The following is a 24,993-nucleotide window of genomic DNA, read 5'->3' as shown; positions in this document are numbered from 1 at the left end:
GCAGTGAGGAAAAAACCCAGAAGAGGACCAAATGTGGCCGAAAGTTAGCAGCGGAATTCCTCACTCGCCGTGGTGGCGCAGGTGCTGGACGCGCTCGTACATTTCCTCGATCACGTGGGCGAAGCGTTCCTCGACCTGGCGGCGGCGCACCTTCAAGGTGGGCGTGAGCAGGCCGTTGTCGAGGCTGAACTCCTCCATCATCACGCGCAGGTCCTTGATCCGGTCCTGGCTGGGCAGGCGTTCGGTGAGACGGTCGACACGACGGCGGATCTCGTCGAGGATCTCGGGAGCGTTCACCAATTCGGCGACATCGGCGAATCCCACCTGCAATTGCGCGGCGATCTCCTCCAAATGGGGCAGCGAGGGCCGCACCAACAAGGTGACGTAGGGCCGGTTGTTGCCCAAAACCACCGCGTGCTCGAACAGCGGATCGGCGAGAATCATCCCTTCGATGGGCGCCGGGGCGATGTTCTTGCCGCCCGAGGTGACGATGATGTCCTTGAGCCGGTCGGTGATCACCACGTAGCCGTCGGTATCGACATAGCCGACGTCTCCGGTGTGCAGCCAGCCGTCGGCGTCGATGGCTTCGGCCGTGGCCTGCGGGTCGTTCCAGTAGCCGGCCATCACATTGGGACCACGGAAGCAGATCTCGCCCTCATCGGCGATCTTGATCTCCCCTCCCACCATCACCCGTCCGGCCGTGCCGAACTTGAATCCGCGCGGGGAGTTGAACGACACCAACGGGGACGCCTCGGTGAGCCCGTAGCCGGTCGACAGCAGCATGCCGGCCGAGGAGAAGAACTCCTCGATCTCCTTGCGCACGGGCGCCCCGCCGCAGGCCATCACCGACTTAGGCCCGCCGAGGGCGTCCCGGATCGAGGAGAACACCAGCTTGTCGGCCAGCGGCAACTGCGCGCGCAACAGCGCATTCGGACGCCGGCCCTTGCGGTAGGCGTGCTGGCAGGCGCCACCGACCCCCATCGCCCACCGGAAGATCCGCTGCTTGGCCGGCGACCCGGCCACCCGCTCGTGCACGGTGAGGAAGACCTTCTCGTACAGCCGCGGCACGCTGACGAACATGCTCGGCTTCGCCTCGACGAGCGCCTGCGCGACGGTGCGCGGGTCGCTCACATAGGTATTGAGCGCGCCGGTGGTGAGCACCTTGAACGTCCAGGCCCGCTCGAGGGCGTGCGAGAGCGGCAGGAAGGCCAGCGACGAGTCCTGCGGGGTGATCACGAAGAAGGCATCCAGGCTGTCGAGTTCAAAGGTGAAGCCGCGATGCCGGATCGCTGCCCCGCGCGGCTCACCGGTGGTGCCCGAGGTGTAGATGATCGACGCCAGGTCGTCGCCGGACGCCTCCGCGAGGCGCGCGTCGACGCCGGCCCGCCGCTCGGCGGTCGGAGAGAGGGCGGCCACCTCGTCGAGGGCACGGACGCGGTCGTCGTCGGTTCCGGTCGGTTCGAAGGTCCACACCCCGCGCACGCCGCCGAGATCCGGCCACACGGAGGTGAACCGCGCGAGCAGGGTGGCGTTCTCGATGATGGCGAAGACCGCGCCGGAGTCGGCGGCGATGTGCCGGATCTGCTCGGGTGTGCTGGTGGGATAGATCGGCACCGGCACCGCGCGAATGCTCAACAGGGCGAGGTCGATCTGGGACCATTCGGGCCGGTTGTTCGACAGCAGCAGGACGCGGTCGCCCGCCTCGATGCCCTCACCGATCAGGTGCGCCGCGAGCGTCGAGACCCGCTGGACCAGCTGCCCGTAGGTGCGCACCACCCAGTCGCCGCCGTCCTTGATGCGCGTGGCCGGGCGCGAGGCGTGCGCGCGTGCGGTCTGGGAGAACCTGACGGCCAGGTGTTCGGTGTCCACTGCTGACTCCCTCGTCGTTTCGGACGCCCCGGGCGGACCGTGCCGAGCGGAACGTGCCCTAAAGGTGCCACATGCCGCACACCCACCACCACATGCCGGCCACGCGGCACACCGCGGCGTCCGCCACCGGCCTAGACTTCCGCCATGGCCGGCCTTACCAATCTGCACGAGATCCTCGGCGCGCTCCGTCCGCGCGTGCGCCCGGGCTCCTTCGTCTATGTCACCTCCGCCACCCCTCCCGAGGTAGAGGCGCAGGCGCGCATCGTCGAGGACGAGGGCGTCACGCTGGTCCTCGACCAGGCCACCGCGGACGCCCACGGGCTCGGCTACGAGGGCACCTTCGGCTGGATCACCCTGCAGGTGCACACGTCGTTGTCGTCGGTCGGTGTCACGGCCGCGGTGTCGAACGCGCTGGCGCGGGTCGGCCTGTCCTGCAATGTGATCGCGGGCTTCTACCACGACCATCTGCTCGTCCCCTCCGACAGTGTCGCCGAGGCCGTCGAGGTGCTCGGGGGCTTGGAGGGATGACGGCGTTCGCCCATCCGATCGGCGCCCACGCGCACGGCGATCCTGTCGCCTACGCGCGCGAGGGCGGTTTCCCGATCGTGCAGACCTTCCTCGGCGACCCGCAGGCCTGGAAGGGTCATGCGGTCGATCATCCGGGCGGGGCGGCGGGCCTGAAGGCGGACGCCGAGGCGTCCGGTGTGGGCCTGTACGTCCATGCGCCGTACGTGATCAACGTGGCCACCACCAACAACCGGGTCCGGATCCCGTCGCGGCAGATGCTGGCCCGGCAGATGAAGCTGGCCACCGAGGTGGGCGCCCGCGGCCTGATCGTGCACGGCGGCCATGTCGGCGCCAAGGACGACCCGGCCGTCGGTTTCGACAATTGGCGCAAGGCGATCGACGGGCTCGACATCACCGTTCCGCTGCTCATCGAGAACACCGCCGGCGGCGCGAACGCGATGGCCCGGCACCTGGACCGGATCGCCCGGCTGTGGGATGCCATCTCGGCGGCGGACGGTTTCGGCGATGTCGGCTTCTGCCTGGACACCTGCCATGCGCACGCGGCCGGGCTGGAGGCGTCCGAGGTGGTGGACGCCGTGCGCGCCATCACCGGGCGGATCGACCTGGTTCATCTCAACGATTCCCGGGACGCCTTCGGGTCGGGCGCCGACCGGCACGCGCCGCTCGGGGAAGGGTCCTGCGACCCCGACGCCCTGGTCCGGATCGTCCGTGAGGCGGGCGCTCCCGTCATCTTGGAGACGCCCGGCGACGCGTCCGCCCATAGCAGCCAAATCGGGTGGTTGACGGGGCGTCTCTGAATTCGTCCTCCCCGGTTCGGCCATCGCGCCTGACTACGGTTATCCTGACCGCGTGACTCGGAGCATCTATGTGATGGCGCCTGAGGGGCGGACGGGGAAGTCCGTCATTGCCCTCGGCATGGTGGACGCGCTCGCGCGCGAAGTCGAGACGGTCGGCGTGTTCCGGCCGATCATCAAGAGTGGTGACGAACGCGACCCGATCCTGAAGACGCTGCTGGCCCAGCCCGCGGTGAGCCAGGAATACGAGGAGTCCTACGGCGTCACCTACGACGATGTGCGGGCCGACGCCGACGAGGCGCTGGCGACGATCGTGCAGCGGTTCGGTGACCTCGCGGGCCGCTTCGGCGCGATGGTGGTGCTGGGTTCGGACAACACCAGCAACCTCGGGTCGGGCGAATTCGGCCTGAACGCGCTGATCGCCGCCACGTTGAACGCGCCGATCGCACTCGGCATCCAGGGCCACAACCGGACGTCCGAACAGGTGACCCAGCTCGCCGTGAGCGCGGTCAAGGAACTCAAGACCCAGCATGCCTCCGCTGTCGCCGTGATCGCCACGCGTGTGCCGGCCGAGCAGGCGGGCGACTACGCGGACGCGCTCAAGCAGGCCCTGCCCGAGGTGGTCGTCGGCGCGCTGCCGGCCCACCGCGTCCTGTCGGCTCCCACCGTCGCCGCGCAGATGGAGGCGGTCGGCGGACGCCTCATCGCCGGCCACCCCGAATCCCTCCAGCATGAGAGCCAGAGCCCGCTGGTCGGCGCGATGACGCTGCCGAACCTGCTGGCACGGCTGCAGCCCGAATCGACCGTCATCATGCCCGGCGACCGCACCGAGCTGATCCCCGGCCTGCTGATGGCGCAGTCCTCCGGCGCGTTCCCGCAGCTGGCGGGCCTGATCCTCACCGGTGGCTACGAGGTGCCCGAGACGATCCGGGCGCTGATCACGTCCGTGCCGCACGCGCTGCCGATCATCGTCACCGACCTGGGCACCTACACCACCTCCGAGCGGCTGTTCCAGCTCGAGGGCACCATGACCAGTTCCGAACGCAAGATCGAGCTGGCCCGCCGCCTGTTCTCCGAATACGTGGACGCCGACGCGGTGCTGGCGGCGATGAAGGTCGACCGGGCCGCCACCCGGACGCCGATCATGTTCGAGTACCAGCTCAACGAGATGGCCCGCCAGGACAAGCGCCGCATCGTGCTGCCGGAGTCCGGCGACGACCGCATCCTCGAGGCCGCCGACATCGTGCTGCGCCGCGGCACCGCCGAGATCATCCTGCTCGGCGACCCGACCGAGGTGAAGGCCCGCGCGCTGAAGCTGGGCTTCTCGCTCGAGGGCGCCGACATCGTCGCGATGGACACCCCCGAGCTGGTCGAGCAGTTCTCGGCCGAGTACGCCCGGCTGCGCGCCAAGAAGGGGATCACCCTGGAGCAGGCCCGCGAGAAGATGACCGACCCGAGCTACTTCGGCACGATGATGGTGCACCTGGGCATGGCCGACGGCATGGTGTCGGGTGCGGTGAACACGACCGCCAACACCATCCGCCCCAGCCTGGAGTTCATCAAGACCCGCCCGGGCGTCTCCGTGGTGAGCAGCTCGTTCCTGATGTGCATGGCCGACCGCGTCGACGTGTACGGCGACTGCGCGGTCAATCCCGACCCGACCGCCGAGCAGCTGGCCGACATCGCGATCAGTTCGGCCGCGACGGCCAAGGCGTTCGACATCGAGCCGCGGGTGGCCATGCTGTCCTACTCGACGGGCACCTCCGGTTCGGGTGCGGACGTCGACAAGGTGCGCGCCGCGACCGAGATCGTCCGCCAGCGTGCGCCCGAGCTGATGGTCGAAGGGCCGATCCAGTTCGACGCAGCGGTCGATCCGTCGGTGGGTTCGCAGAAGATGCCGGGCTCCGAGGTGGCCGGCCGCGCGACCGTCTTCATCTTCCCCGACCTGAACACGGGCAACAACACCTACAAGGCCGTGCAGCGTTCGGCCGGGGCGTTGGCCGTCGGGCCCGTCCTGCAGGGGTTGAACAAGCCGGTCAACGACCTGTCGCGCGGCGCACTGGTCGACGACATCGTCAACACGATCGCCATCACCGCCATCCAGGCCCAGCAGCACTGACCACCCGCGCCGCCGAAACAAGGAGCACCATGACCACTCCCATCCTGCTGCTGAACGCGGGATCCTCGTCCATCAAGTACCAGGTGATCGACGCCGACGACGAGCAGGTGCTCGCCACCGGCCTGATCGAGCGCATCGGCCAGGACTCGGGCCGCCTCACCCACTCGGTGGGCGGGCAGGACTTCGTGGCCGAGGACGAGTACAGCAACCACACTCTGGCGCTGGCCGCCATGGTCGGCATGTTCAAGGAGCACGGCCCCTCGCTGGACCAGGTGAAGGCCGTCGGCCATCGCACGGTGCACGGCGGCGACCGGCTCACGAAGACCATGCTGATCGACGAGTCGGTGATCGCGACGCTCACCGAGTTGTCGCCGCTCGCGCCGCTGCACAACCCGCCGGGCATCGCCGGCATCCGCGGTGCGCAGAAGGCGTTGCCGGACGTGCCGCACGTGGCGATCTTCGACACCGCGTTCTTCAGCACGCTGCCGCGCGAGTCGTACACCTACGCGATCGCGTCCGATGTCGCCGAGCAGTACTCGATCCGCCGCTACGGATTCCACGGCACCTCGCACAACTACGTCTCGCACAAGGCCGCCGAGTTCTTGGGGCGTCCGTACGAGGAGACCACGCAGATCGTGTGCCACCTCGGCAACGGCGCGTCGATCTCGGCGATCAAGAACGGCGTCGCGATCGACACCTCGATGGGCCTGACCCCGCTGGAGGGCCTGGTGATGGGCACCCGCTCCGGCGATGTCGACCCGGGCCTGATCGCCTACCTGCACCGCCAAGCCGGCATGAGCACCGACGCGATCGACGCCCTGCTGAACAAGAGCTCGGGCGTGCTCGGCATGGCCGGCATGTCCGACATGCGTGACCTGTCCGCGGCCCGCAACGCCGGCGACGAGCGCGCGCAGCTCGCCTGGGACGTCTACATCCGCCGCATCGTCGGCTACATCGGCCGCTACTTCGTGCTACTGGACGGCATCGACGCGCTGAGCTTCACCGCCGGTGTCGGCGAGAACGCCTCCGACGTCCGCGAGGCCGTCGTGTCGCGGCTGGGCTCGCTAGGGGCGGTGCTGGACGCCGAGGCGAACGGCGTCCGTTCGAAGGAGTCGCGCGCGATTTCTGCGGCGGATTCGCGCTTCGCGGTGCTGGTGATCCCCACCAACGAGGAACTCCAGATGGCCCGCGAGGTGAAGGCCGTCATCGGCTGAGCCTGCTCGACCCGGCTACGGGCCCGCGCCGCATCGCCGGTGCGGGCCCGTAGTCTGTGCCCATGAGCACCGCACTCGTCACCGGGGCGACCGCCGGCATCGGCGCCGAGTTCGCCCGTCAGCTCGCCGCCCGCGGCCACGATCTCGTCCTGGTCGCCCGAGACGCCGCGCGGCTAGAGGCGTCCGCCACCGCGCTGCGGGCCCTGGGCGTGCGGGTGGAGGCGCTGGTCGCCGACCTGGCCGACCGGGACGGCATGGGCCGGGTCGCCGAGCGTCTCACCGACGCCTCCCGCCCGGTGGACGTGCTGGTCAACAACGCCGGCTTCGGCACCACCGGCCGCCTTGATGATCCGGACACCTCCGATCAGGAGCGCGGTATCGCGGTGATGGCGGTGGCTCCTTTGGTGCTGGCCGCGGCCGCGGCGTCCGCCATGAAGCAGCGCGGGCACGGCCGGATCATCAACGTGGCCTCACTCTCGGCGTGGATCACCCAGGGCGGCTACTCGGCGGTCAAGGCGTACGCGAAAGTGTGGTCCGAAGGCCTGTCGGCGCAGTTGGCCGGCTCGGGCGTGACCGCGACGGCACTGTGCCCAGGCTGGGTGCGCACCGAGTTCCACCAGCGCGCCGGGCTCGAATCGGGGGGCATCCCGTCCTGGGTGTGGGTGGACGCCGAACGGTGCGTCCGCGAATGCCTCGAACACGCCGATCGGGGCAAGGTGCTGTCCATCCCGACCAAACGCTGGAAGGTCGCCGCGTTCGTGCTGCAACACGCGCCCCGGTCACTCGTCCACGGAATCAGCCGCCGGGTGGCCGGCATGCAGCACTGACGACGTGGACGCCGCGGTGGCGGGTCCGACCATGGCGAGGGCGGCCGGGGATGCAGCACTGACCGCCGGCGTCCGCCGACATGGTGCGGAACGTCTTCCGCGGAGCCCGACACCTCGCCCGTCGCGAGACCTGGTGCGGCGGCCGTGCGGGATCGTAGTGCAGAATGAACGGGTGAGCAGCAAGGGCAAGTCGGCGGGCCGGGACGACCTGGGCAAGTACTCCGACGCCCCGCAAGCGGCGGCACGCTTCGTCGCGCAGCAGTTGATCATGAAGCCCTACGTGTGGTCGGCGCTGTCGGTGCACGTGCACGGACGCCGCCACCTCGACGACCTGGAGGCGCCGTTCATCGCGATCGCCAACCACTCCAGCCACGTCGACACCACCGTCATCTACGGCGCGCTGCCGCGGCGGCTGTCGCGCAACCTGGCCGCGGGTGCGGCTGCCGACTACTTCTTCAACCAGAAGGGCAAGTCGCTGGGCACCCGGCTGTTCTTCAACGCCTACCCGGTCGACCGGGGCGGCATGAAGGGCCACGCCGGCCTGTCCGGGCGGCTGCTGGACGACGGCGTGCCCCTGTTGATCTTCCCCGAGGGCACCCGCAGCCGGACCGGCGCGATGGCGAAGTTCAAGATGGGCGTCGCGGCCCTGTCGATCCAGCATTCGATTCCGGTGCTGCCGATCGCCCTGGTCGGCGCCTACGCGGCGATGCCGTACGGCCAGAAACTCCCGGTGCCCGGGCGTCCGGACGTGCACATCGTGTTCGGTCATCCGCAGCGTGCGCTGCCCGGAGAGACCGTCCCTCGGTTCACCGAGCGCCTACACCACCTGGTGGTCGAACTGCACGACACCACCGCCCGCGCCTACGGCATGCCCACCCAAGAGGACTTCCAGCGCGCCGTCGCCTTGCGCGCCGCCGCCAAGAAAGCCGCCCTGGAGGCAGACAAGCCCAAGGACGCCGCAGGCGACGCCTGACCGCCTGACCGCCTGACCGCCTGACCGCTGGAGCGTACGCTCCGTCACGTCGCGCTAGAAGTTGTCGTCGCGCGCACGCTGCAACACCCGCGCGACGACAACTTCCTGCGCTTGAGCACGGAGCGTACGCTCGGTCAGTCCAGCGATTCGGCCCCGACGCCGCATCAACTCGCGGCGGCGACCACCTTCTCGATCGTCATCGCACGGGCTCGGTGGGTGGCCCACAGTGCACCGGCGAGGCCGAGCAGCGCCCAGCCGGCCAGCGTCACCAGCGGGATCGCCACTCCTCCGCCGACCGCGAGACCGCGCACGGCCGACAGCGCGGGGGTGAGCGGTGAGAATCCGGCGATGATCGCGACGGCGTCCGGTGCTGCCGAGGTGGCCGCAGCGATGATCGCGAGCAACGCGAGCCCGAGACCGATCAGGCGTCCGGTGTGGCCGAGCAAGGCGGCCAAGGCCTGGCTGACCAGGGCGAACGTCACCGCCGACGCGGCGAGGACGCCGATCAGTCCGAACCCGCTCGGCACGGACCAGCCGAGCGCCCACGCTCCGATCCCGCCGAGCAGGACGGCCTGCACGAACGCGATCACGAAAGCGGGCATCAAGGTGCGCACCAGCAGCCGCAGATCGGACGCCCGCGACGTCAGGGCGTCCGGGGCCACCGGGCGCAGCACCGCGAAGGTGGCCATCGCGCCGGCCCACAGTGCCACCACCAGCAGCAGCGACACCCAGGCCAGGTGCGGGCGCACCACCCCGGCGAGGCCGTCGCCGTCGACCGGTGCGGCGACGACGGTGGCGAGCTTGTCGCGTTCGTCGTCGGTGTAGGTCGGGATCGCCTCCTGGCCCTCGGCGACGCCGTCGGCCAGTTGACCGGCGCCGTCGGCGAGCTCGTGGGTTCCATCGGCCAGCTGCTCCAGCCCGTCGGCGAGCTGAGCGGATCCGTCAGCCGCGGTCCCCACGCCCGAGGCGAAGGCGTCCACACCATCGGCGAGTTGGCGGGAACCGTCCGCGAGCTGGCGCGCGCCGCCGGCCAACTGGCCCATGCCGCCCGCAATGCCGGTGGCTCCGTCGGCGAGTTGTCCGGCCCCCGAACCCAGTGAGGACGCCCCGCCCGCGAGCTGCAGGCCACCGGCGGCCAGCCCGGTGCCGCCCTCGGCGAGGTCGCGTCCGCCATCCGCCAGGGCGGCGCCGCCTTCGGCGAGCTGCGCACCGCCGCCGGTCAGCTGATCACCCGCGGCGATGAGTTGATCGAGCACCGCCAGGATCTCTTCGCGGCTGGTCGGCGTGCCGGGCGGCACCGACCCCACCAGCTCGTCATAGGAGATCCGCAGTTGCCCGGCCCAGGACGGCAGCGCATCGGCCAGCCGGTCGAGTTCGTCGAGGGCCGCCAGCAGCTGCTCGGCAGCGGTCGCGAGAGCACCGGATTCCTGCGCCAGCGTGCCGGCGCCACCCGCGAGACCGGACGCGCGATCCACCAACGCGGCACCCGCCGCGCGGGCCCCGGCCTGATAGCCGGCGCACGCCTCCTCGCTGAGATCCTCGGGGCAGGCCAGGCCCTCGGCGGCCAGCATCTCGGTCCGGGCGCGAGCCTCCGCCGCGGCCGCGGCGAGCCCACCGGCACCGTCGACCGCACCCCCGGCCTGCGTCACGTACGCGCGCACCTGTGCGACGACCGCCTTCACCTGGGCGGACGCCTGCTCGGCCTGGCCCGGCGCCTGCGTGACCCACGCGTCCACCCGGCCCAGCCACGGCCCCCATTCGGGGAGCGCCTCGATGCCTTGGCGGGCCGGCGCGAGCGCGGAGTTGATGCCGCCCGCGTACTGCGCCACGCCGTCGGTGTAACCGGTCACGCCGTCGGCGAACTGGGCCACACCGGCGGTGTACCCGCTCACCCCGTCGGTGAACTGCACCACACCGGTGGCGTAGCCGTTGACCCCCTCGGCGAAGGTGCCGACTCCGTCGGCGAAGGTGCGTGCGCCCGCGGCGTAGGCGTCCGCACCGTCGGCGAGCGCACCGGCACCGCCGGCCAACTCGCCCGCGCCACCGGCCGCCTGCTGTGCCCCGTCGCTGAGCTGAGCGCCGCCCGCGGCGGCCTGGCCGAGCCCTTCGGAGAGTTCGCGCGCACCGTCGGCGGACTGCTTGGCGCCGTCGGCCAGCTGCTGGGTGCCGTCGGCGAGCTGGCGGGTGCCGTCGACCAGTTCGAGCATCGAGGTGCTCATCTCGTTGAAGCCGACGTAGATGTTCTTCAGGTACTCGCGGGTGAGGAAGCCGTTGAGCGCCTGGGTGGACGCGTAGGCCACCGATTGGCCGATCGCGGTCTCGCTGAGTCCGGCGACCGGCGAGGTCTGCACCCTGATCGTGGCCTGGGTGGCTTCGTCGGCGGGCTTGGCGAACGAGGTGGCCGCCGCCGAGAACTCGCGCGGAATGGTCACCACCGCGGCGTATTCACCCGACGCCAATCCGTCTGCGGCCTTCTCGGCGGTGGCGAGCTGCCAGGCGAAGTTCTGTTCCCGGTCCGAGTCGACCAGCTCGGCCGCCAGCTGGCGGCCCATCGGCATCATCTGGCCGTTGACCTCGACCATCTCGTCGAGGTTCACGATGGCGGCGCGCACCTGGCGCAGCCGGCCGTCGCTGTCCCAGGTGCCCCACAGCAGGCCACCGGCGAGCAGCACGGGCACGAGCAGCGCGGCGGCCAGCGCGCTCCACGGGAACCGGGGGCGCCCGGCGCGGGCAGCGCGGGTGGCACGGTAGCGGGCGTTCATGCGGCACCTCCGGTGACGAGGACGCCCTCGGCGGGCGCATCCTGCGGGTCGACGGGCTGCGGGGAGCGCAGCGTGAGGGGTGGGGCGGCGGACGGGTCGAGCGCGCCGAGCGCGGCGGCGTCCGAACCGGCGAGGACGAGGGTGACGCCGGAGCCCTCGGCGAGCCAGCGCACGGTGGCGCGGCCGGCCTCGGGCAGCCGGTCGGCGTCGTCGACGACCACCAGGTCACCGGCGGGTTCGCTGAGCGCGCACACCGCACCCGGCGCGGCGCCGTCGACGAAGGTGGCGCGCCCACGAAGCTGGGCCCCCTGCTGCGGCTGGACCAGCCCGAGCACCTTGAGGTCGCCGCCGGTCAGCGCGAGGCGTCCGGCCAGGGCCAGGGTGAGCGCACGCCGGGACGCCGCGGAGCCGGTGAGCAGCAGGGTGCCGCCGGGCGCGAGATCGACAGTCACGCCCGCGAACAGCGGTGTGGTTTCGGTGGACGCCCGCAGGCCTTCGCCGTGGATGCCGGGTGGGGCGTCCGGGCTCGGCCATTGCGCGAGCGAGAGCTGGTGGGTGATCGCCTCGCCCTCGGCGTCCAGCACCGGCAGGCGGCGGTCCAGCCACCGCGGCAGCGACCAGGCGCGCTCGCCGAGCAGTTTCATCACGGCCGGGCCGAGCGTCATCCGGACCAGGAAGGCGTCGATCGCCACCCCGATGGCCAGGCCGAACGCGATCGGCTTGAGGGTGGCGTCGCCTTGCGGAATGAAGAAGCCGAAGACGGCCACCATGATCACGGCGGCGGCCACCACCACCTTGGCGGTGTGCACGAACCCGGATTCGACCGGGTCGACGGTGTTGCCGTGCACGTGCTCCTCGCGCATGCGGGTGGTCAGGAAGACCTCGTAATCCATGGCGAGGCCGAACAGGATGCCCATCAGGATGATCGGCAGGAACGAGATGATCGGCTGCGCCTCGTGCAGGTTGACCAGCTGGCGTCCGACGCCCTGGTTGAACACCAGCTGGGTGAGTCCGAACGCCGCACCGACGCTGAGCAGGTAGCCGAGCGCGGCCTTGACCGGCACCACCAGCGAGCGGAACACGATGGTGAGCAGCACCAGCGACAACCCGACCACGAAGACGCCGAACGGCAGCAGTGCACGGCCGAGCTGGCCCGACACGTCGATCGCCACGGCGGTGAAGCCGGTGATCGCGGTGGCCACGCCGTATTCGCGTTCCCAGGCGGGGGCGTGGGCGCGCAGCCGCTCGACCAGCTTCTCGGTGGCCGGGTCGTCCGGGCCGGTGGTGGGCACCACCTGGATCAGCATGGTGTCGACACTGGGGTTGGGCACCGCCATGGCGACCATCTGGACGCCTTCGGTCGCCTCCACGTCGGCGCGGATGCCGTCGACGACGCCGAGCGGATCGTCGGATTCGACGATGCTGCCGGTGATCACCAGCGGGCCGTTGAAGCCGACCCCGAACTTCTCGCTGATCACGTCGAAGGTCTGCCGGTCGGGCGCCGCGGGCGGATTGTGCCCCGAGTTGGGCAGCGCCAGGTGCAGTCCGCTCGCGGGAATGGTCAGCCCGCCGAGCAGCACGACCACCAGCGCCACGGTGACCAGCGGACGCCGCGTGATCACCCCGACCCACCAGCGGGACGGATTGAAGGTGCTGCGGCGTTCGGCGGCGGGCTTGCCGCGCAGCCGTTCGCCCATGAAGCCGAGCAGCGCCGGCAGCAGCGTGACGGCCAGCACCACTTCGATGGCGACCGCGATCGCCGCGAAAATGCCCATGATCGCCAGGAACGGCATGCCCGCGATGCCGAGGCCGACCAGGGCGATGATGACGGTCATACCGGCGAAGGTGACCGCCGATCCCGCGGTGGCGGTGGCGCGCGCGGCCGACTCGGCGGCGTCCATACCGTGCGCCAGCTGGTCGCGATGCCGCGAGACGATGAACAGCGCGTAGTCGATGCCGACCGCCAGCGCCAGCATGAGGGCGAGCATCAGGGTGGTCGAGTTGATGTCGAACACGCCGGACGCCGCGGTGATCACCAGCACCGACGCCCCCGCGCCGACCAGCGCGATCGCGAGCGGCAGCAGCGCGGCCAGCAGGGAGCCGAGGGTGAGCACCAAGACGATGATCGCCACCACGACGCCGAGTCCCTCGACCAGGGACAGGTGCGGCAGGGTCATCGAGAACAGGTCGCCGCCGACGTGCACGGTGCTGCCGGGAATGGCGGCCTGCAGGGCGGCGCCGGCGTCCAGCAGCATCTGGCGCTGATCGTCACTGAACGTCGAGACGCTGTACCCCTCGACCTGCACGCGCAGCATGGCGGCGGTGCGGTCGGTGCTGATCAGGCCGTCGACGTATTCGCTGTAGGGAAGCTGCGCGGTGTCGACCCACTCGATCTTCTCCAGCTCGGCCGCGGCCTTCTCCAGCGGCTCGCGGACGACCGCGTCGTCGACGGTCGCACCCGGCGGGGCGACGATGACGAACGTCGAGGAGCTCATCGCCGCTTGCGGGAAGGTCATCTGCAGCTGATCGAGCGCCGCCTGCGAGGACGCCCCGGGAATGCGGAACTCGTTGGAGTAGCTGCCGCCAATGGTGCCGGCCAGGACGCCGAGCAACGCGAGCACGGCAGCCCACAGCCCGACGACGGTCTTGCGGTGCCGCCAAGACGCCCCCGCGAGCCGATAGATGAACGTCGACACATCGCCCCCTCGATACCCGTTTCCGGATACACATTCGTATTCGATACAGGAGTGTATGCGATACAGTGACGTATCCCACGATGCGATCAGGGACGGAGCACCACGTGACCGGGGTAAGCACGCGCCGCGCGGCGACGCGCGAGCGGCTGGTCGAGGCCGCCGTCACGGTCTTCGCCGAAAAGGGCGTCGGCGGCGCCTCGGTCGAGGAGATCTGCGAGGTTGCCGGGTTCACCCGCGGCGCCTTCTACTCCAATTTCGAGCACAAGGACGCCTTGTGCGAGGCCGTCCTGGAGACGCTGCACGCCGACACCCTGCTCGCCATGAACGAGGCGCTCGCCGCGGCCGACGCGCTCACCGATGCCACCCTCGACACCCTGATCCCCTCGGTGATCGGGGTCTTCATCGAGAGCCAGCGCGCCGACCGCACCTGGGCGCTCGCAGGCCAGGAGCTACGCCTCTACGCCGCGCGCGAGCCAGCGCTCGCGGTCGTCTACCGCCGGTTCCATCACCGGGCGACCACGGTGTTCGGCCAGGTGATGGTGGACGCGCTGCGCCGGCACGGCTTCGAGCTGACCGCCGCCCCCGCGGACGCCATCGGCGTCCTGCATGCGGTGCACGACTACGGCACGATCGGCGCCCTCATCGGCTCGGACTCGATCGAGGGCGACGTGAAGCTCCGCATGCTCGTCGAGGTGCTGCGCGCCTTCATCCGGCCGCTGCCCGAGGCGTCCGCACCGCATTAAACTTATGACCTACCCCTCGCACAACACGAAAACCATAAGTTTCTGACCCTAAAACTTATACCCATGTGCCAGGATGGGCACATGGGTATAAGTTTCGGCTCAGACCCGGTCAGGGAAGCGATCGCCGGCCTCCTCGCACGCCTGGACTCCGGTGAAACCGTCGACGCCCGCGCGGAGTCCAAGCTCGTGGACCTCAAGGAAGAGGCCGGACGCCGCGACAGGCAGGGGCATGTCCTTCCGGGCACTCCGAAGAACGAGGAGGCTGCCGCCAAGCTCGCGCGGGAGGCCGCGTGCATGGCGAACACCCCAGGCGGGGGCGCGCTCATCGTCGGGGTGTCCGACAACGGGCAACTCATCGGTGCCGACCTCGATGCGGAGTGGTTGCGGCACCGGATCTATGAACTCACCCAGCGCCTGCTCACGGTCGAGGTGGCCGAAGCCATCGTCCAGGGCATCCGTCTCCTGGTCATCACGTCACCGACCGCCGTGGAACCGGTCCGCTTCAACAACAAGATCTTCTGGCGGGTCGACGACCGCTGCGTCGAGGTCGACGCCGCCACCTGGCACGCCAAGCGGATGCAGGTGCTCAACTACGACTGGTCCAACGACACCTCGACGACCCCGATCAGCGAAGCCCGGCCTCAAGCGCTCGCCGTGGCACGCGACTTCCTGCTCGCCAGCGCCGACACGTCATCGGAAGACCTGGCCGGCAGCACCGACACGCAGTTGCTTCGCAGACTCAACGTGGTCCGTGACGGCCTCCTGACGAACGCCGGCGTTCTCGCCTTCATCGGACGCTCAGCACCCTGCCTCGATTACATCCGCCGCGACTACACCGGAGGTGACAGTACGGCACGCGTGCGCCGTACCGGTCGATCGCTTCTCGAGGAATTGGCCGAGGTGTTCCTCACCATGGACGCTCACAACAAAATGCGGCACCTCCAGGCAGACCTGGTGGTCCGCCAAGTACACGACATTCCGAGACTGGCCGCACGCGAAGCCGTCGTCAACGGGGTCGCACACCGAGAATGGGGGCTCCCGGAGCCCACCCTCGTCGAGCACATCGGCCACACCCTCCGCGTCACCAGCCCTGGCGGATTCTTCGGCGGCGTCAACGAATCCAACATCATCACCCACCCGTCCCAATCGAGGAACCCGGCCCTCACCCAACTGCTGGCCGATCTCAGGGTGGCTGAACGCGAAGGCATCGGGGTCGACCGCATGGTGCGGGAGATGCTGCGACTCGGCTACACGCCCCCGGCCATCCGTGAGATCGACGGCCCCTTCGTCCGGACATCACTGGTCGGGGACGTCCTCGACGAACCATGGATCGCCTGGCTCGAAGGAATCAGGCCTCCGCACGAATCCTCGGACGTGTCATCGTTGCTGTTGCTCCACCATCTGCTGACGGAAGGCTGGATCGACGAGCGGCGCGCGGTTCCCCTGATCCAGTTGCCCATCGAGGAGACCCGCGGAGCCATCCTCAAGCTGGCGCGCGCGACGATCGACGGCGTGCAGCCACTCCTCACCCAGGTCGAGGGGGTCCCCGATGGCGCACCCGCTGCCTGGCGCCTCAGCCCCCAAGCGATGGACGCCCTGACCGCCTTCGACGCACGATCGAATCACACCCGGCCGCTACCCACACGCACCGAGATAGCCCAGTCCTACGCGCGATCACGCGGACGGATCAGCAGCACCGAACTCGGTTCACTCCTCGGCGTCAGCCCGACGAACGTCGGCTCGACACTGAAGAGCCTCGCCGCGGACGGCGTCCTGGAACCGTCACGACCCACAGGGCTGGGGCGCGGTCTCTACTACCGCTGGGTAGCCGAACGCTGAACCCGCTCCGTCCTATCGCCCAGGTGCTGCGCCCTCATCGGGCCGCTGCCCGAGGCGTCCGTCAGCTCGACCAGCGGCCGGTGAAGAAGAGCCAGGCCCAGAGGCATTGCAGCGCCACGGCGAGGACGGCGACGGTCCAGCCCAGGATGATCCAGGCGCGGGTGCGCGGGCGGGATTCGACGAACTCGCCGATCAGCCGCCACAGCGGGAACCACAGCAGCACCGCTCGGTTGACGCTCATCAGCCAATAGCTCAGCGAGAAGGCGAGCACCTGGACGCCCACCCAGGACGCCTCTGCCACCCGTTTGCGGGCGAGCGCGATCACGGTGACGAGCACGCCGATGATCCACGAGATCATCTCGGCACGGAAGATCCACACCCATTCGGGGTGTTCGGGGGTGGGCCGCCACAGGGCGCTCCACTGGTGGGCGACCGCCTCCCACGGCCAGTGGAAGGCCCGGTTCCAGCCGGCCTCCTGCGCCGAGAACCAGGCCGTCCAGGAGCCGGTGAGCCCGTAGAGGTAGGTGATGTAGGCGATCAGCACCGCGGCCGGCAGCATCAGCCAGGCCAGCCGGGAGCCGACCGGACCATCGCCGCGGCGTCCGGCTTGGGTGAGCGCGAGGATGACCAGGGCGCCGATCAGGAACAACCCGGACACGCGCAGCGTGCAGGCGAGCGCGGCGAGCAGCGCCGCCTGGCCCCAGCGACGCTCGGTGGCCCGCTCCCAGGCCCAGAAGGCGGCCGCGCAGAACGGAGCCTCGGTGTAGGCGACGGCGGTGAACACCGCGGTCGGGGCGAGCAGCCAGGCGATCGCCCCCCACAGCCCCGCGATTCGTTTGAGGGCGAAGGCCGCGAGCAGCGAGCACACCAGCGCGATCCCCGCACCGGCGAGCGCGGGCTGCAGACCGAGCGCGCTGAACCCGCGCAGGATCAGCGGCCACCCGGGAAAGAACGCCATCTCCTGCGGATCGGCGTACCCCTCGGCCGCGATGCGCAGGAAGTGCCCGACATCCCACCCGCCGATCACCGACTCCAGCCGCCGCCCGCCACCGAGGGCGATCGCGACCGCCATGATCGCGAACAGCAGCCGGGTCACCAGCCACACCTGGACGATCCGCAGGTTCTCGTCGCTCGGACGCCTCACCGAGGTCGCCACGATGCCTCCGTCCGGACAGTTACGGCGTCACCCGATCCGGACGCCGCACGACCGCCCATCTAGCCGCGTCCGTCGCGTCCGGTCTGCCCATTCTGGCCGCCGTCGGCGGTCTCGCCCTGCTTGGTTCCGCCGCCCGGGGCGGCACCTCGGTCGTTCGAGCGGGTGGGGCGTGCGGACGCCGCGGGGCTGGTCGCCGGCCCCGCGTTCTCGGCCGGGGCCGACGGCGGGGGCGTGGCGGGCGCCGCGCTCTGCTTCGGCGCCGACGACGCCGACGGGGCGGTGCTCTTGACGCTCGTCGAGGGCTTGGAGGTCCGGGGCGCCGCCGGGGCGGTGAACCGTCCGGAGCCCTTCTGCTTGGCCGGACCCGGGAACCGCTCCTTGGGCAGGTCCTTCATGGCGACGCGCATGTACTCCAACCAGCCCGGGGCGGCGTAGGTCGAACCGTAGATCTGGCCGAGGTTGCCGTACCCCGTGGGCCCCACCGTCAGGACGACCGCGGTCGAGATCTGCTTGGTCGAACCGATGAACCAAGTCGCTTTGGTCTCGCGGATAGCCGAGTTGTAATAGGTGCCCGTCTTGCCGGCCACCTGGTGGCCGAGGGCGCGGATGCTCGTCGCGGTGCCGTCCTGGACGACGCCGGTCAGCGCATGGACCGCGTTCTGCGCGACGACCGGATCGATCGTCTGTTCGGCGGCGATCATCGGCTCGTAAATCACCTTGCCCTGCAGATCTTTGACCTGCGCGACGATGTGCGGGGTCGTCCGCTTGCCCTCGTTGACGAGGGTGGCCAGCCCGCGGGCGGCCTCCAGCGGCGAGACCTCGGCCATGCCGAGCGCAACCCGGTCGGTGATCACCTCATCAGGCATCGGCGTGGTGATGCCGACATCGCGGGCCACCTGCAGCACCTTGGCCGGACCGTCCTTCATCTGCCGAACCAGGTCGACATAGGCGGAGTTGATCGAGGACGTGGTCGCCTTTTCCAGAGTGACCGGGCCATAGTTGCGGCCACCGTTGGTCACCGGCGTCCGGCCACCGCGCGGAGTGAACTCGTTGCCGTTGAAGCGATCGTAGAGGGTGGCGCCGTCCCGCAGACCGGCCACCAGCGCCCACGGCTTGAAGGTCGAACCGGTCGGACGCGGCACCTCGGCCCAGTTCTTCTGGTCGGCGCTGGCAGTGGCGTCCGCGCCGCCGTACATGGCGAGGATGCCGCCGGTCTTGGTGTCGATCGAAGCCAGAGCCGGGTTATAGGTGAGCGGATCCTGACGGCGCGGCTTCGCGATGCGCTGGGCCATATTCTGCGCGGCCTTGACCGCCGCCTCCTGCATGCGGGCGTCCACCGTGGTGACGATGCTGAGGCCGCCACCGCGAATCTGCGCGGGAGTGAAGCCCGCCTCCTGCAACTCTTTCTCCACCTTGAACAGCAGGAATCCCTTCGGGCCGCCGAAGCGAGAGTCGGAGGGAAGCTTCGGGAAGTCGGGCAGCGTGAAGTAGATCTCGTCCTTCTCGGCCTCGGTGATGTAGCCGACCTTGACCATCTGGTTGAGCGTGTACTGGTAGCGCTCGAGCAAGTCGGCCGCGTGCTTCTCGCCGCGAGCCGGATCGAGGTTGTTGGGCGAGTTGATCACCGACGCCAGCGAGACGGCCTGCTGCAGGTTGAGATCCTTGGCGTCGATGCCGAAGTAGGCCTGCGCGGCCGCCTGGATGCCGTACGCACCGCGTCCGTAATACACGGTATTGAGATAAGCCGCGAGGATATCCCCCTTGCTCATGTCCTGGCCGATCTTGAGCGACAGGATGATCTCGGTGAGCTTGCGGGTGAGCTTCTTGTCTTGGGTGAGGTAGAGCACCTTCACGTACTGCTGGGTGATCGTCGAGCCGCCGACGGTGTCAACACCGGGCGTCAGCGCCGTCTGCACCGCGCGCATCAGGCCGGGCAACGAGATGCCCGGGTCGGTCCAAAAACTCTCGTTCTCGCCGGCGACGACGGCCTGCTTGACGTTCTCGGGCATCTCGGACAGGGGGATCGAACGCCGGTTGTGCACCGCGAACTCGCCCATCTTCTCCGAGCCGTCGCGGTAATAGACGGTGGTGACGTTGGTCTGGAAGTCCTCGTTCGGATCCGGGATGCGCGTGGTGGCGTAGATGACACCGAAGACGCCGCCGCCGAGCACCGCGAGCGCGAGCGCGACGATGCCGATCCACTTGAACACGGACAGTGCCCTGTCGCCCGCCGTACGCGGGCGGTCGCCGCGCTTGGAGCGCCGGGCGCCACCGCGAGTACCGGTGTCCTTCGGATCAGCCATACACGTCCTTCTCTACTGCCCACCGGGCGCGGCGAAGCCCGCTCGCGCCGCCCGTGGATCGTGGTCGTGTGGCCCGAAACCCTTACCACACCCGTTCTAGCTTAGATGGCTGGCGCGCCATTACGAAGACGGACGTCCCCCGCCCCCGCGATTCACAGGTAACAGTCCGGACATCTCCCCGGTTGTCGAGCCGCCCGCCGGGTGCCGTACACTGGTCCGGCCAGGGCCCATGGCGCAATTGGTAGCGCACCTGCTTTGCAAGCAGGGGGTTGGGGGTTCGAGTCCCCCTGGGTCCACCCTTGTGATGTCTCGCGACATGTGTCTCATATGTCGCGAGACATCTGTCGTTTCTGGGGCCATCGGCCGGGTGTGGTGAGTTGGTTTCGCCAGTAGCCTCGGGTGTGCTCGATGGTGTGTTCGCTGAGGATTTCGCCGGTGTCGAGGTGGATGACGGATGACTGTGATGTCGTCGGCGAGGAGCCAGGAGCATCGTGCTTTGGCACGCAGAAGCCGTCAATGTAGAGATGTGGCGAGTAGACGCACCAGGATTTTGCATTGATGACGCGGACACCGTCGTGGTGTTCAAGCGATGACATTCACCCACGTCCCCATCGGGATGGACGCAGCGTTTTCGAGAGCACGCGCATCGTGCGAGAGTTGATCCGTGGCGTCACCGCAGGCTCTCAGCGAGACCGATCGACGTCTTGTCGCCTTGTGGGCGGCGGACTGCGCGGAGCGGGTTCTGCCTCTGTTCGAGGCTGAAGCTCCGGACGACGGCCGCGCACGCGACGGTATCGACCGCGCGCGGGCGTTCGGACGAGGGGAACTCGCCACGGCCGAGGAGATCCGCCAACGGTTCGTCGCCGGGCGCGCCGCCCAGTCGGCGAAGTCGCCCGCGGCGGCGGCCTCGGCCCGATCCGCCGGGCAGGCCTCGGGGGTCGCGCACATGGGCGCCCACGCTTTGGGGGCGGCTGCCTATGCGGCGATGGCTGCCGCACTCGCCGCGACCGACCCGGAAGCCGCCCGTCGCGATGAGGTTCGCTGGCAGCTGGATCACATGACGGCGGGCGTCCGTCACGCCTTGTCGCGCCTGCCCCTCCTCGGGGAGAACTCCTCCGGACCGTTGGGGCAGGGACTGCTGGCATCGGGAATGCTCGCCAGGACCATTCGCGAGATCCAAGCTGAGCTGGCAGCGCCGGCCTCCGGCTGACCAGCACCCAGGCCCGTGCCGGAGAGCCCGCAACAAACGGGAGGCGACGAGGTCAGTCCGCACTCTCCGCGGGCCGGTAGCGCAGCGCGATCGCCCCGGAGCGGAACTCCTGACGATCCACCAGCTCAAGCTGGATGCGCTCGCGCAGTCCGGCGAGCAGGGTCGGTCCGCGTCCGGCGAGGACCGGCTGCACCACGAATTCATACTCGTCGATCAATCCCAGATCCGCCAGCGCCAGGGGCAGGGTCACTCCGCCCACCCACAGGCCGCCGCCCGGCTCCTGCTTGAGCCGCCGGACCGCTTGCTCCAGGTCTCCGGTCACCAGTTCGGCGTTCCAGTCGACCTCGGTCAGCGTGCTCGACACGACATGCTTCTTCGCCCGGTCGATGGCCTCCGCGAACGGGATCTCCCATTCCTCCATCCAGCCGGGCCATCCGCCTGTGGCCGGCTTTCGCCACGCCGACTCCATCATCTCGTAGGTCACCCGGCCGAAGAGCAGGGCGTCGGCGCGCTCCATCTCCGCGGTCCAATAGCTCATCGACTCCTCGTTCGGCGGAATCCCCGCCTCGTGATGACAGCAGCCGTCGAGCGTCGTATTGATCGAGTATCGAAGTGGTCTCATCTGGTCACGCTCCGTCTCGTTGGGGTGATGTCAGCGCTCGTCGGCGAGGTAGCGGATGGCTCCGACCGGGTTCCCGGACGGGTCGGCCAGCCATACGAGGTCGCCGACGCCGTCGATGGTCGTCCGCTCGCTCAACACCTCGCCGCCGTTGGCCTGGGCCGCCGCAGCAGCCGCATCCACGTCGTCGACGGCGAAGGTGACCTCGAAGCCGACGACCCGGCGTCCGTCGGCGAAGTCGCGCCGCGCCTGCAAGGCGGCGAACAGCGGCACGCGCGCGGCGGCGTCCCGGATGTGGAAGAAACCCGGCGGGCCCCAAGCGTCGAATTCGAAGCCGAACACGGCGGCGTAGAACCGCTTGCTGGCTTCGGGATCGTCAGCGTTGATGGCGAAATGGGCGAACGGTGCGGCGGGCATGTCGACAGGATCGCGCACCGGGCGCGCCGCGTACAGACTCCGGGACGACGGGGTACCGGACGCCACGAGTGAGGGCGCCACCCGCGGTGGGTGACGCCCTCGGTAGTTGGGTTCAGTTCGTAGTGACATCGGGGAAGAAGATGTCTTCGATGGATCGTTCGAAGGTGGCCGCGATCCTGAAGGCCAGCGGGAGCGAGGGATCGAAGCGTCCCTTCTCGAGCGAGATGACCGTCTGCCGGGAGACCCCCAAGGAGTCGGCGAGATGCTGCTGGGACCAGCCTCGCTCGGCTCGCAGATCCGGGAGCGAGTTGCGCATCAGCGTTCCTTCCGCTTGATCAGCTGATACTGCAAGCCGAAGTCGGCAAGGGCGATCAAGGCCAGACCCAGCAGGACGTACTGGGTCGGGATGGCGACCTCAATGAAGGAGAAGACGCCAGCCCCCAGACCGATGATCGCGAACAGGTGGTTGAACGAGGTGGCGCCGGCGCGGTCGAGCCACTGTCCCTCGATGGACGACTCGGGATCGTCCGGCGCATCAGTCAAGGTCGTGCGGTCGATCAAGGCGATCCACACGATCATGGCCGACACGGGCAGCATCACGATCGCGCTGATGACGAACAGGACGCCGTCCAGGGCCGGCCCGGTCTGTAGGAAGGTGATCAGCAAAGCGAACAGGAGCGCGAGGACGGCCCCGGCGACCAGGCAGGTGACGATCAGCGCCCGGCTGCTGCCGCCGAACCGCGAACGCCCCCAGTAGGACCGCTTCTTCGGTGTGTTCTTCTCGGTGTTCATGTCAGTTCCCTCCTCCGAGGATCGGTGTCAAGTGAACTGTACAGTCAAGCTCGTTTGACGTCAAGCGTGCTTAACAAAACCCGAGGGAGACCCTTCCCACCTCACCCACGGACCGGGCAAGACGCCGCCTCGCTCAGAACCAGACGCTGTCGTACCAGCCGTGCCAGCAGGCGTTGTCGGTGCCGCGTCCGACGATGTCGAGGCGCTTGGGCCCCCACGACACCGCGTCGAGCCCGGACGAGAACTGGCCGCCGAGGGTCTCCCAGTCATGCCACCAGCCGTCGAACCACCTGTGCCAGCAGGCGTTGTCGGTGCCTCGCGCGACGATGTCGAGGCGTCCGGCGCGCCAGGACGCGATACCGGGCGAGCTCGTGATCACGCCGCCGAGCGACTCCCAGTCATGCCAGCCGCCGTCGAACCACGTGTGCCACAACGCGTCGTCGGTGCCGCGCGCCACGACGTCGATGCGCCGCTCGGCCCACGAGACCGCGGCGGGATCACTGGTGATCGTGCCGCCCAGCGACTCCCAGTCGTGCCAGCGCCCATCGAACCACCGATGCCACAACGCGCCGTCGGTGCCGGCAGCGAACACGTCCAGCCGGCCGGACGCCCACGACGACACCGCAGGCCCGGACGACAGCACTCCGCCGAGCGACTCCCAGTCGTGCCAGCGCCCATCGAACCATCGATGCCACAACGCGTCGTCGGTGCCGCGGGCGAAGACGTCGAGGCGTCCAGACCCCCAGGACACCGCCGCCGGATCGGAAGTGATGACGCCGCCGAGGGACTCCCAGTCGTGCCAGCCACCGTCGAACCACTTGTGCCAGCAGGCGTCATCGGTGCCGCGGGCCACGATGTCGAGGCGTCTGGAGGCCCAACTCGCGATACCCGGCCCCGAGCTGAGCCCTCCGCCGAGGGACTCCCAGCCGATCCCCACGGGCACCTGCGCCACCGAACCCGCGATCTGGTAGTCGACCCCGCTCGGCTGGTAGCGCAGATCCAGCGGGCGCGCTGCCAGCACCGGGACCGGCAGCGACATCGAGCTGTCGACGGCGACATAGAGCAGCGGCGTGATGCCGATCAGATCGTCGGGATCACCGAACGACTGCAGGAACAGTCCGATCTTCTCCAGCGTGGACGGCTCCATCGCCGCGCGGATCTTCTTGATCGCCGCGTCGATGCCCGGCCTCGGGTCGGCCAGGTTGAGGTTGCCGTCCTCGATGAGGCTCTTCAGTTGCGTCCGGGTGGCTGCCTGAAGGTCGTTGATCAGCCCGCGCACGGCGCTGAACGGGGTGGCGTCCGATTCGAAGACGAGCACGAGCGCACCGAGCACCTCCGGCAGATCGCCGGCCAGCACTTGCTGCGCGGTCGGCCGGGTCACGTTGTCGAAGCGCACCACACCCTGTTTCCTCGGGATCGCCTTCGACCGGTTGCCGTCGATGCCGTTGGCCCAGTCATCATCCAGGACGCCGCTCCAGAACACCGTGGTCGAGCCCGGCGTGCGGAAGCGCGACCGGAATCCCACCATCACGATGTACGGCTCGTCGCCATCGCTGAGGAAGCCATCCTCGTCCGCGTTGTGGACGTGCAGCCTGTCGAGCGAGATCACCCATGATTCAGCCATGTTCGTTCCTTTCTCCCGGCCGCCGCGCGGCGGTCCAAGCCCACGGGGGCGCGGCGGCGTCCACCGAAGAAGAGGACGCCAGAACGCAGCCTGATACACCGACGTGATCATGCGGTCGAGCTTGATCCGGTCGGTGTGCAAGCCGCCTCCGTAGCGGAGACCCGCTCACTCAGCTTTCACGACGCAGGCGCACGATCCAGCCGCTGCGGTAGGGGTCGTCGTTGAGCAGCCTCGGGTGCTCGCCGAGTTCCGCGTTCACCTCGGCCACCACGGCCGTCAGCGGAGAGGCGATGTCCACGATGGACTTCGTGGTCTCGACGGAGCCAAGCGGCTCGCCGGCACGGACGCGCCGGCCCACCTCGGGCAACTCGACGAAGATGAAGTCGCCTGCGGCGTCGGCCGTCTCCTGGGTGATGCCTACGGTGGCCACACCGTTCTCGATCACGATCCACAGGTGTTCGAAGCCCGGGATCGGGGCTGGGTTGGTCTCCGCCATCAACCTTCCTTC

General features: G+C 69.3%; 20 protein-coding genes and 1 tRNA gene. 10 read left to right on the top strand and 11 right to left on the bottom strand.

Annotated elements, in window-relative coordinates; translation table 11 throughout:
• Nucleotides 1–60: 60 nt before the first annotated feature.
• The gene (locus QM708_RS08995; protein WP_415107058.1) at nt 61–1,869 is read right to left on the bottom strand and encodes an AMP-dependent synthetase/ligase; all 1,809 of its coding nucleotides are present in this window, start codon (nt 1,867–1,869) and stop codon (nt 61–63) included.
• Nucleotides 1,870–2,013: 144 nt separating this feature from the next.
• Between QM708_RS08995 and QM708_RS08990 the strand changes: the two genes are divergently transcribed.
• The 6 genes from QM708_RS08990 (at nt 2,014) to QM708_RS08965 (ending at nt 8,324) form a co-directional block, all read left to right on the top strand.
• Complete coding sequence (locus QM708_RS08990) at nt 2,014–2,397, top strand: ACT domain-containing protein (protein ID WP_415107055.1); 384 nt, start codon at nt 2,014–2,016, stop codon at nt 2,395–2,397.
• The gene (locus QM708_RS08985) at nt 2,394–3,194 is read left to right on the top strand and encodes a deoxyribonuclease IV (RefSeq protein WP_415107052.1); all 801 of its coding nucleotides are present in this window, start codon (nt 2,394–2,396) and stop codon (nt 3,192–3,194) included. Before QM708_RS08990 ends, QM708_RS08985 begins: the two co-directional genes overlap by 4 nt.
• A gap of 52 nt (nt 3,195–3,246) precedes the next feature.
• Entirely contained in the window at nt 3,247–5,310 is a 2,064-nt protein-coding gene (gene pta, locus QM708_RS08980) for a phosphate acetyltransferase (RefSeq protein ID WP_415107049.1), read from the top strand.
• A 29-nt stretch (nt 5,311–5,339) separates the two neighbouring features.
• On the top strand, nt 5,340–6,524 hold the full coding sequence (locus QM708_RS08975; RefSeq protein ID WP_415107046.1) for an acetate/propionate family kinase: 1,185 nt from the start codon (nt 5,340–5,342) through the stop codon (nt 6,522–6,524).
• A gap of 62 nt (nt 6,525–6,586) precedes the next feature.
• Nucleotides 6,587–7,351, top strand: a complete 765-nt coding sequence (locus QM708_RS08970; protein ID WP_415107043.1) for an SDR family NAD(P)-dependent oxidoreductase — start codon at nt 6,587–6,589, stop codon at nt 7,349–7,351.
• Nucleotides 7,352–7,523: 172 nt separating this feature from the next.
• Nucleotides 7,524–8,324, top strand: coding sequence for a lysophospholipid acyltransferase family protein (locus QM708_RS08965; RefSeq protein WP_415107041.1), 801 nt, complete (start codon nt 7,524–7,526; stop codon nt 8,322–8,324).
• Nucleotides 8,325–8,488: 164 nt separating this feature from the next.
• Here QM708_RS08965 and QM708_RS08960 read toward each other — a convergent pair whose 3' ends face one another.
• Nucleotides 8,489–11,086, bottom strand: coding sequence for a YhgE/Pip family protein (locus QM708_RS08960; protein WP_415107038.1), 2,598 nt, complete (start codon nt 11,084–11,086; stop codon nt 8,489–8,491).
• Nucleotides 11,083–13,782: an MMPL family transporter gene (locus tag QM708_RS08955; protein ID WP_415107035.1), complete on the bottom strand. Its 2,700-nt coding sequence runs from the start codon at nt 13,780–13,782 to the stop codon at nt 11,083–11,085. Before QM708_RS08955 ends, QM708_RS08960 begins: the two co-directional genes overlap by 4 nt.
• 104 nt (nt 13,783–13,886) lie before the next feature.
• Between QM708_RS08955 and QM708_RS08950 the strand changes: the two genes are divergently transcribed.
• Together QM708_RS08950 and QM708_RS08945 are read left to right on the top strand one after the other, a co-directional pair.
• Nucleotides 13,887–14,525, top strand: a complete 639-nt coding sequence (locus QM708_RS08950; protein ID WP_415107032.1) for a TetR/AcrR family transcriptional regulator — start codon at nt 13,887–13,889, stop codon at nt 14,523–14,525.
• 81 nt (nt 14,526–14,606) lie between these two features.
• The gene (locus QM708_RS08945) at nt 14,607–16,364 is read left to right on the top strand and encodes an ATP-binding protein (protein ID WP_415107029.1); all 1,758 of its coding nucleotides are present in this window, start codon (nt 14,607–14,609) and stop codon (nt 16,362–16,364) included.
• Nucleotides 16,365–16,425: 61 nt separating this feature from the next.
• Here the strand turns inward: QM708_RS08945 and QM708_RS08940 are convergent, their stop codons facing one another.
• Nucleotides 16,426–17,520: a mannosyltransferase family protein gene (locus tag QM708_RS08940; protein ID WP_415107026.1), complete on the bottom strand. Its 1,095-nt coding sequence runs from the start codon at nt 17,518–17,520 to the stop codon at nt 16,426–16,428.
• Between the two features lie 59 nt (nt 17,521–17,579).
• On the bottom strand, nt 17,580–19,823 hold the full coding sequence (locus QM708_RS08935) for a transglycosylase domain-containing protein (RefSeq protein ID WP_415107023.1): 2,244 nt from the start codon (nt 19,821–19,823) through the stop codon (nt 17,580–17,582).
• Between the two features lie 223 nt (nt 19,824–20,046).
• On the opposite strand from QM708_RS08935, the gene QM708_RS08930 reads away from it, so the two are divergent.
• Together QM708_RS08930 and QM708_RS08925 are read left to right on the top strand one after the other, a co-directional pair.
• Nucleotides 20,047–20,119: transfer RNA gene (locus tag QM708_RS08930), tRNA-Ala, on the top strand.
• Nucleotides 20,120–20,487: 368 nt separating this feature from the next.
• Nucleotides 20,488–21,033 carry a putative immunity protein gene (locus QM708_RS08925; RefSeq protein ID WP_415107020.1) on the top strand — a complete coding sequence of 182 codons (546 nt, stop codon included), beginning with the start codon at nt 20,488–20,490 and terminating at the stop codon, nt 21,031–21,033.
• A 52-nt stretch (nt 21,034–21,085) separates the two neighbouring features.
• On the opposite strand, the gene QM708_RS08920 is transcribed toward QM708_RS08925, so the two are convergent.
• The 6 genes from QM708_RS08920 to QM708_RS08895 all read right to left on the bottom strand — a co-directional run bounded on the left by QM708_RS08920 (nt 21,086) and on the right by QM708_RS08895 (nt 24,981).
• Complete coding sequence (locus tag QM708_RS08920) at nt 21,086–21,655, bottom strand: dihydrofolate reductase family protein (protein ID WP_415107017.1); 570 nt, start codon at nt 21,653–21,655, stop codon at nt 21,086–21,088.
• 30 nt (nt 21,656–21,685) lie between these two features.
• A complete protein-coding gene (locus QM708_RS08915) occupies nt 21,686–22,069 on the bottom strand; it encodes a VOC family protein (protein WP_415107014.1) in 384 nt (127 codons plus the stop codon).
• 112 nt (nt 22,070–22,181) lie between these two features.
• A complete protein-coding gene (locus tag QM708_RS08910) occupies nt 22,182–22,385 on the bottom strand; it encodes a helix-turn-helix transcriptional regulator (protein ID WP_415107011.1) in 204 nt (67 codons plus the stop codon).
• Entirely contained in the window at nt 22,385–22,861 is a 477-nt protein-coding gene (locus tag QM708_RS08905; protein WP_415107008.1) for a hypothetical protein, read from the bottom strand. Before QM708_RS08905 ends, QM708_RS08910 begins: the two co-directional genes overlap by 1 nt.
• Nucleotides 22,862–22,994: 133 nt before the next feature.
• Nucleotides 22,995–24,485 (bottom strand): hypothetical protein, encoded by a 1,491-nt coding sequence (locus QM708_RS08900; RefSeq protein ID WP_415107005.1) that lies wholly within the window; start codon nt 24,483–24,485, stop codon nt 22,995–22,997.
• A gap of 169 nt (nt 24,486–24,654) precedes the next feature.
• Nucleotides 24,655–24,981 carry a glycine cleavage system protein H gene (locus QM708_RS08895; RefSeq protein WP_415107001.1) on the bottom strand — a complete coding sequence of 109 codons (327 nt, stop codon included), beginning with the start codon at nt 24,979–24,981 and terminating at the stop codon, nt 24,655–24,657.
• Nucleotides 24,982–24,993: the final 12 nt, after the last annotated feature.

It is taken from the genome of Propioniciclava sp. (genome assembly GCF_047602245.1).
In the GTDB taxonomy this organism is placed as follows: Bacteria; Actinomycetota; Actinomycetes; order Propionibacteriales; family Propionibacteriaceae; genus Propioniciclava.
The sequence above is the reverse complement of the archived record's forward strand: the minus strand, read 5'-3'. Positions and strand labels throughout refer to the sequence as shown.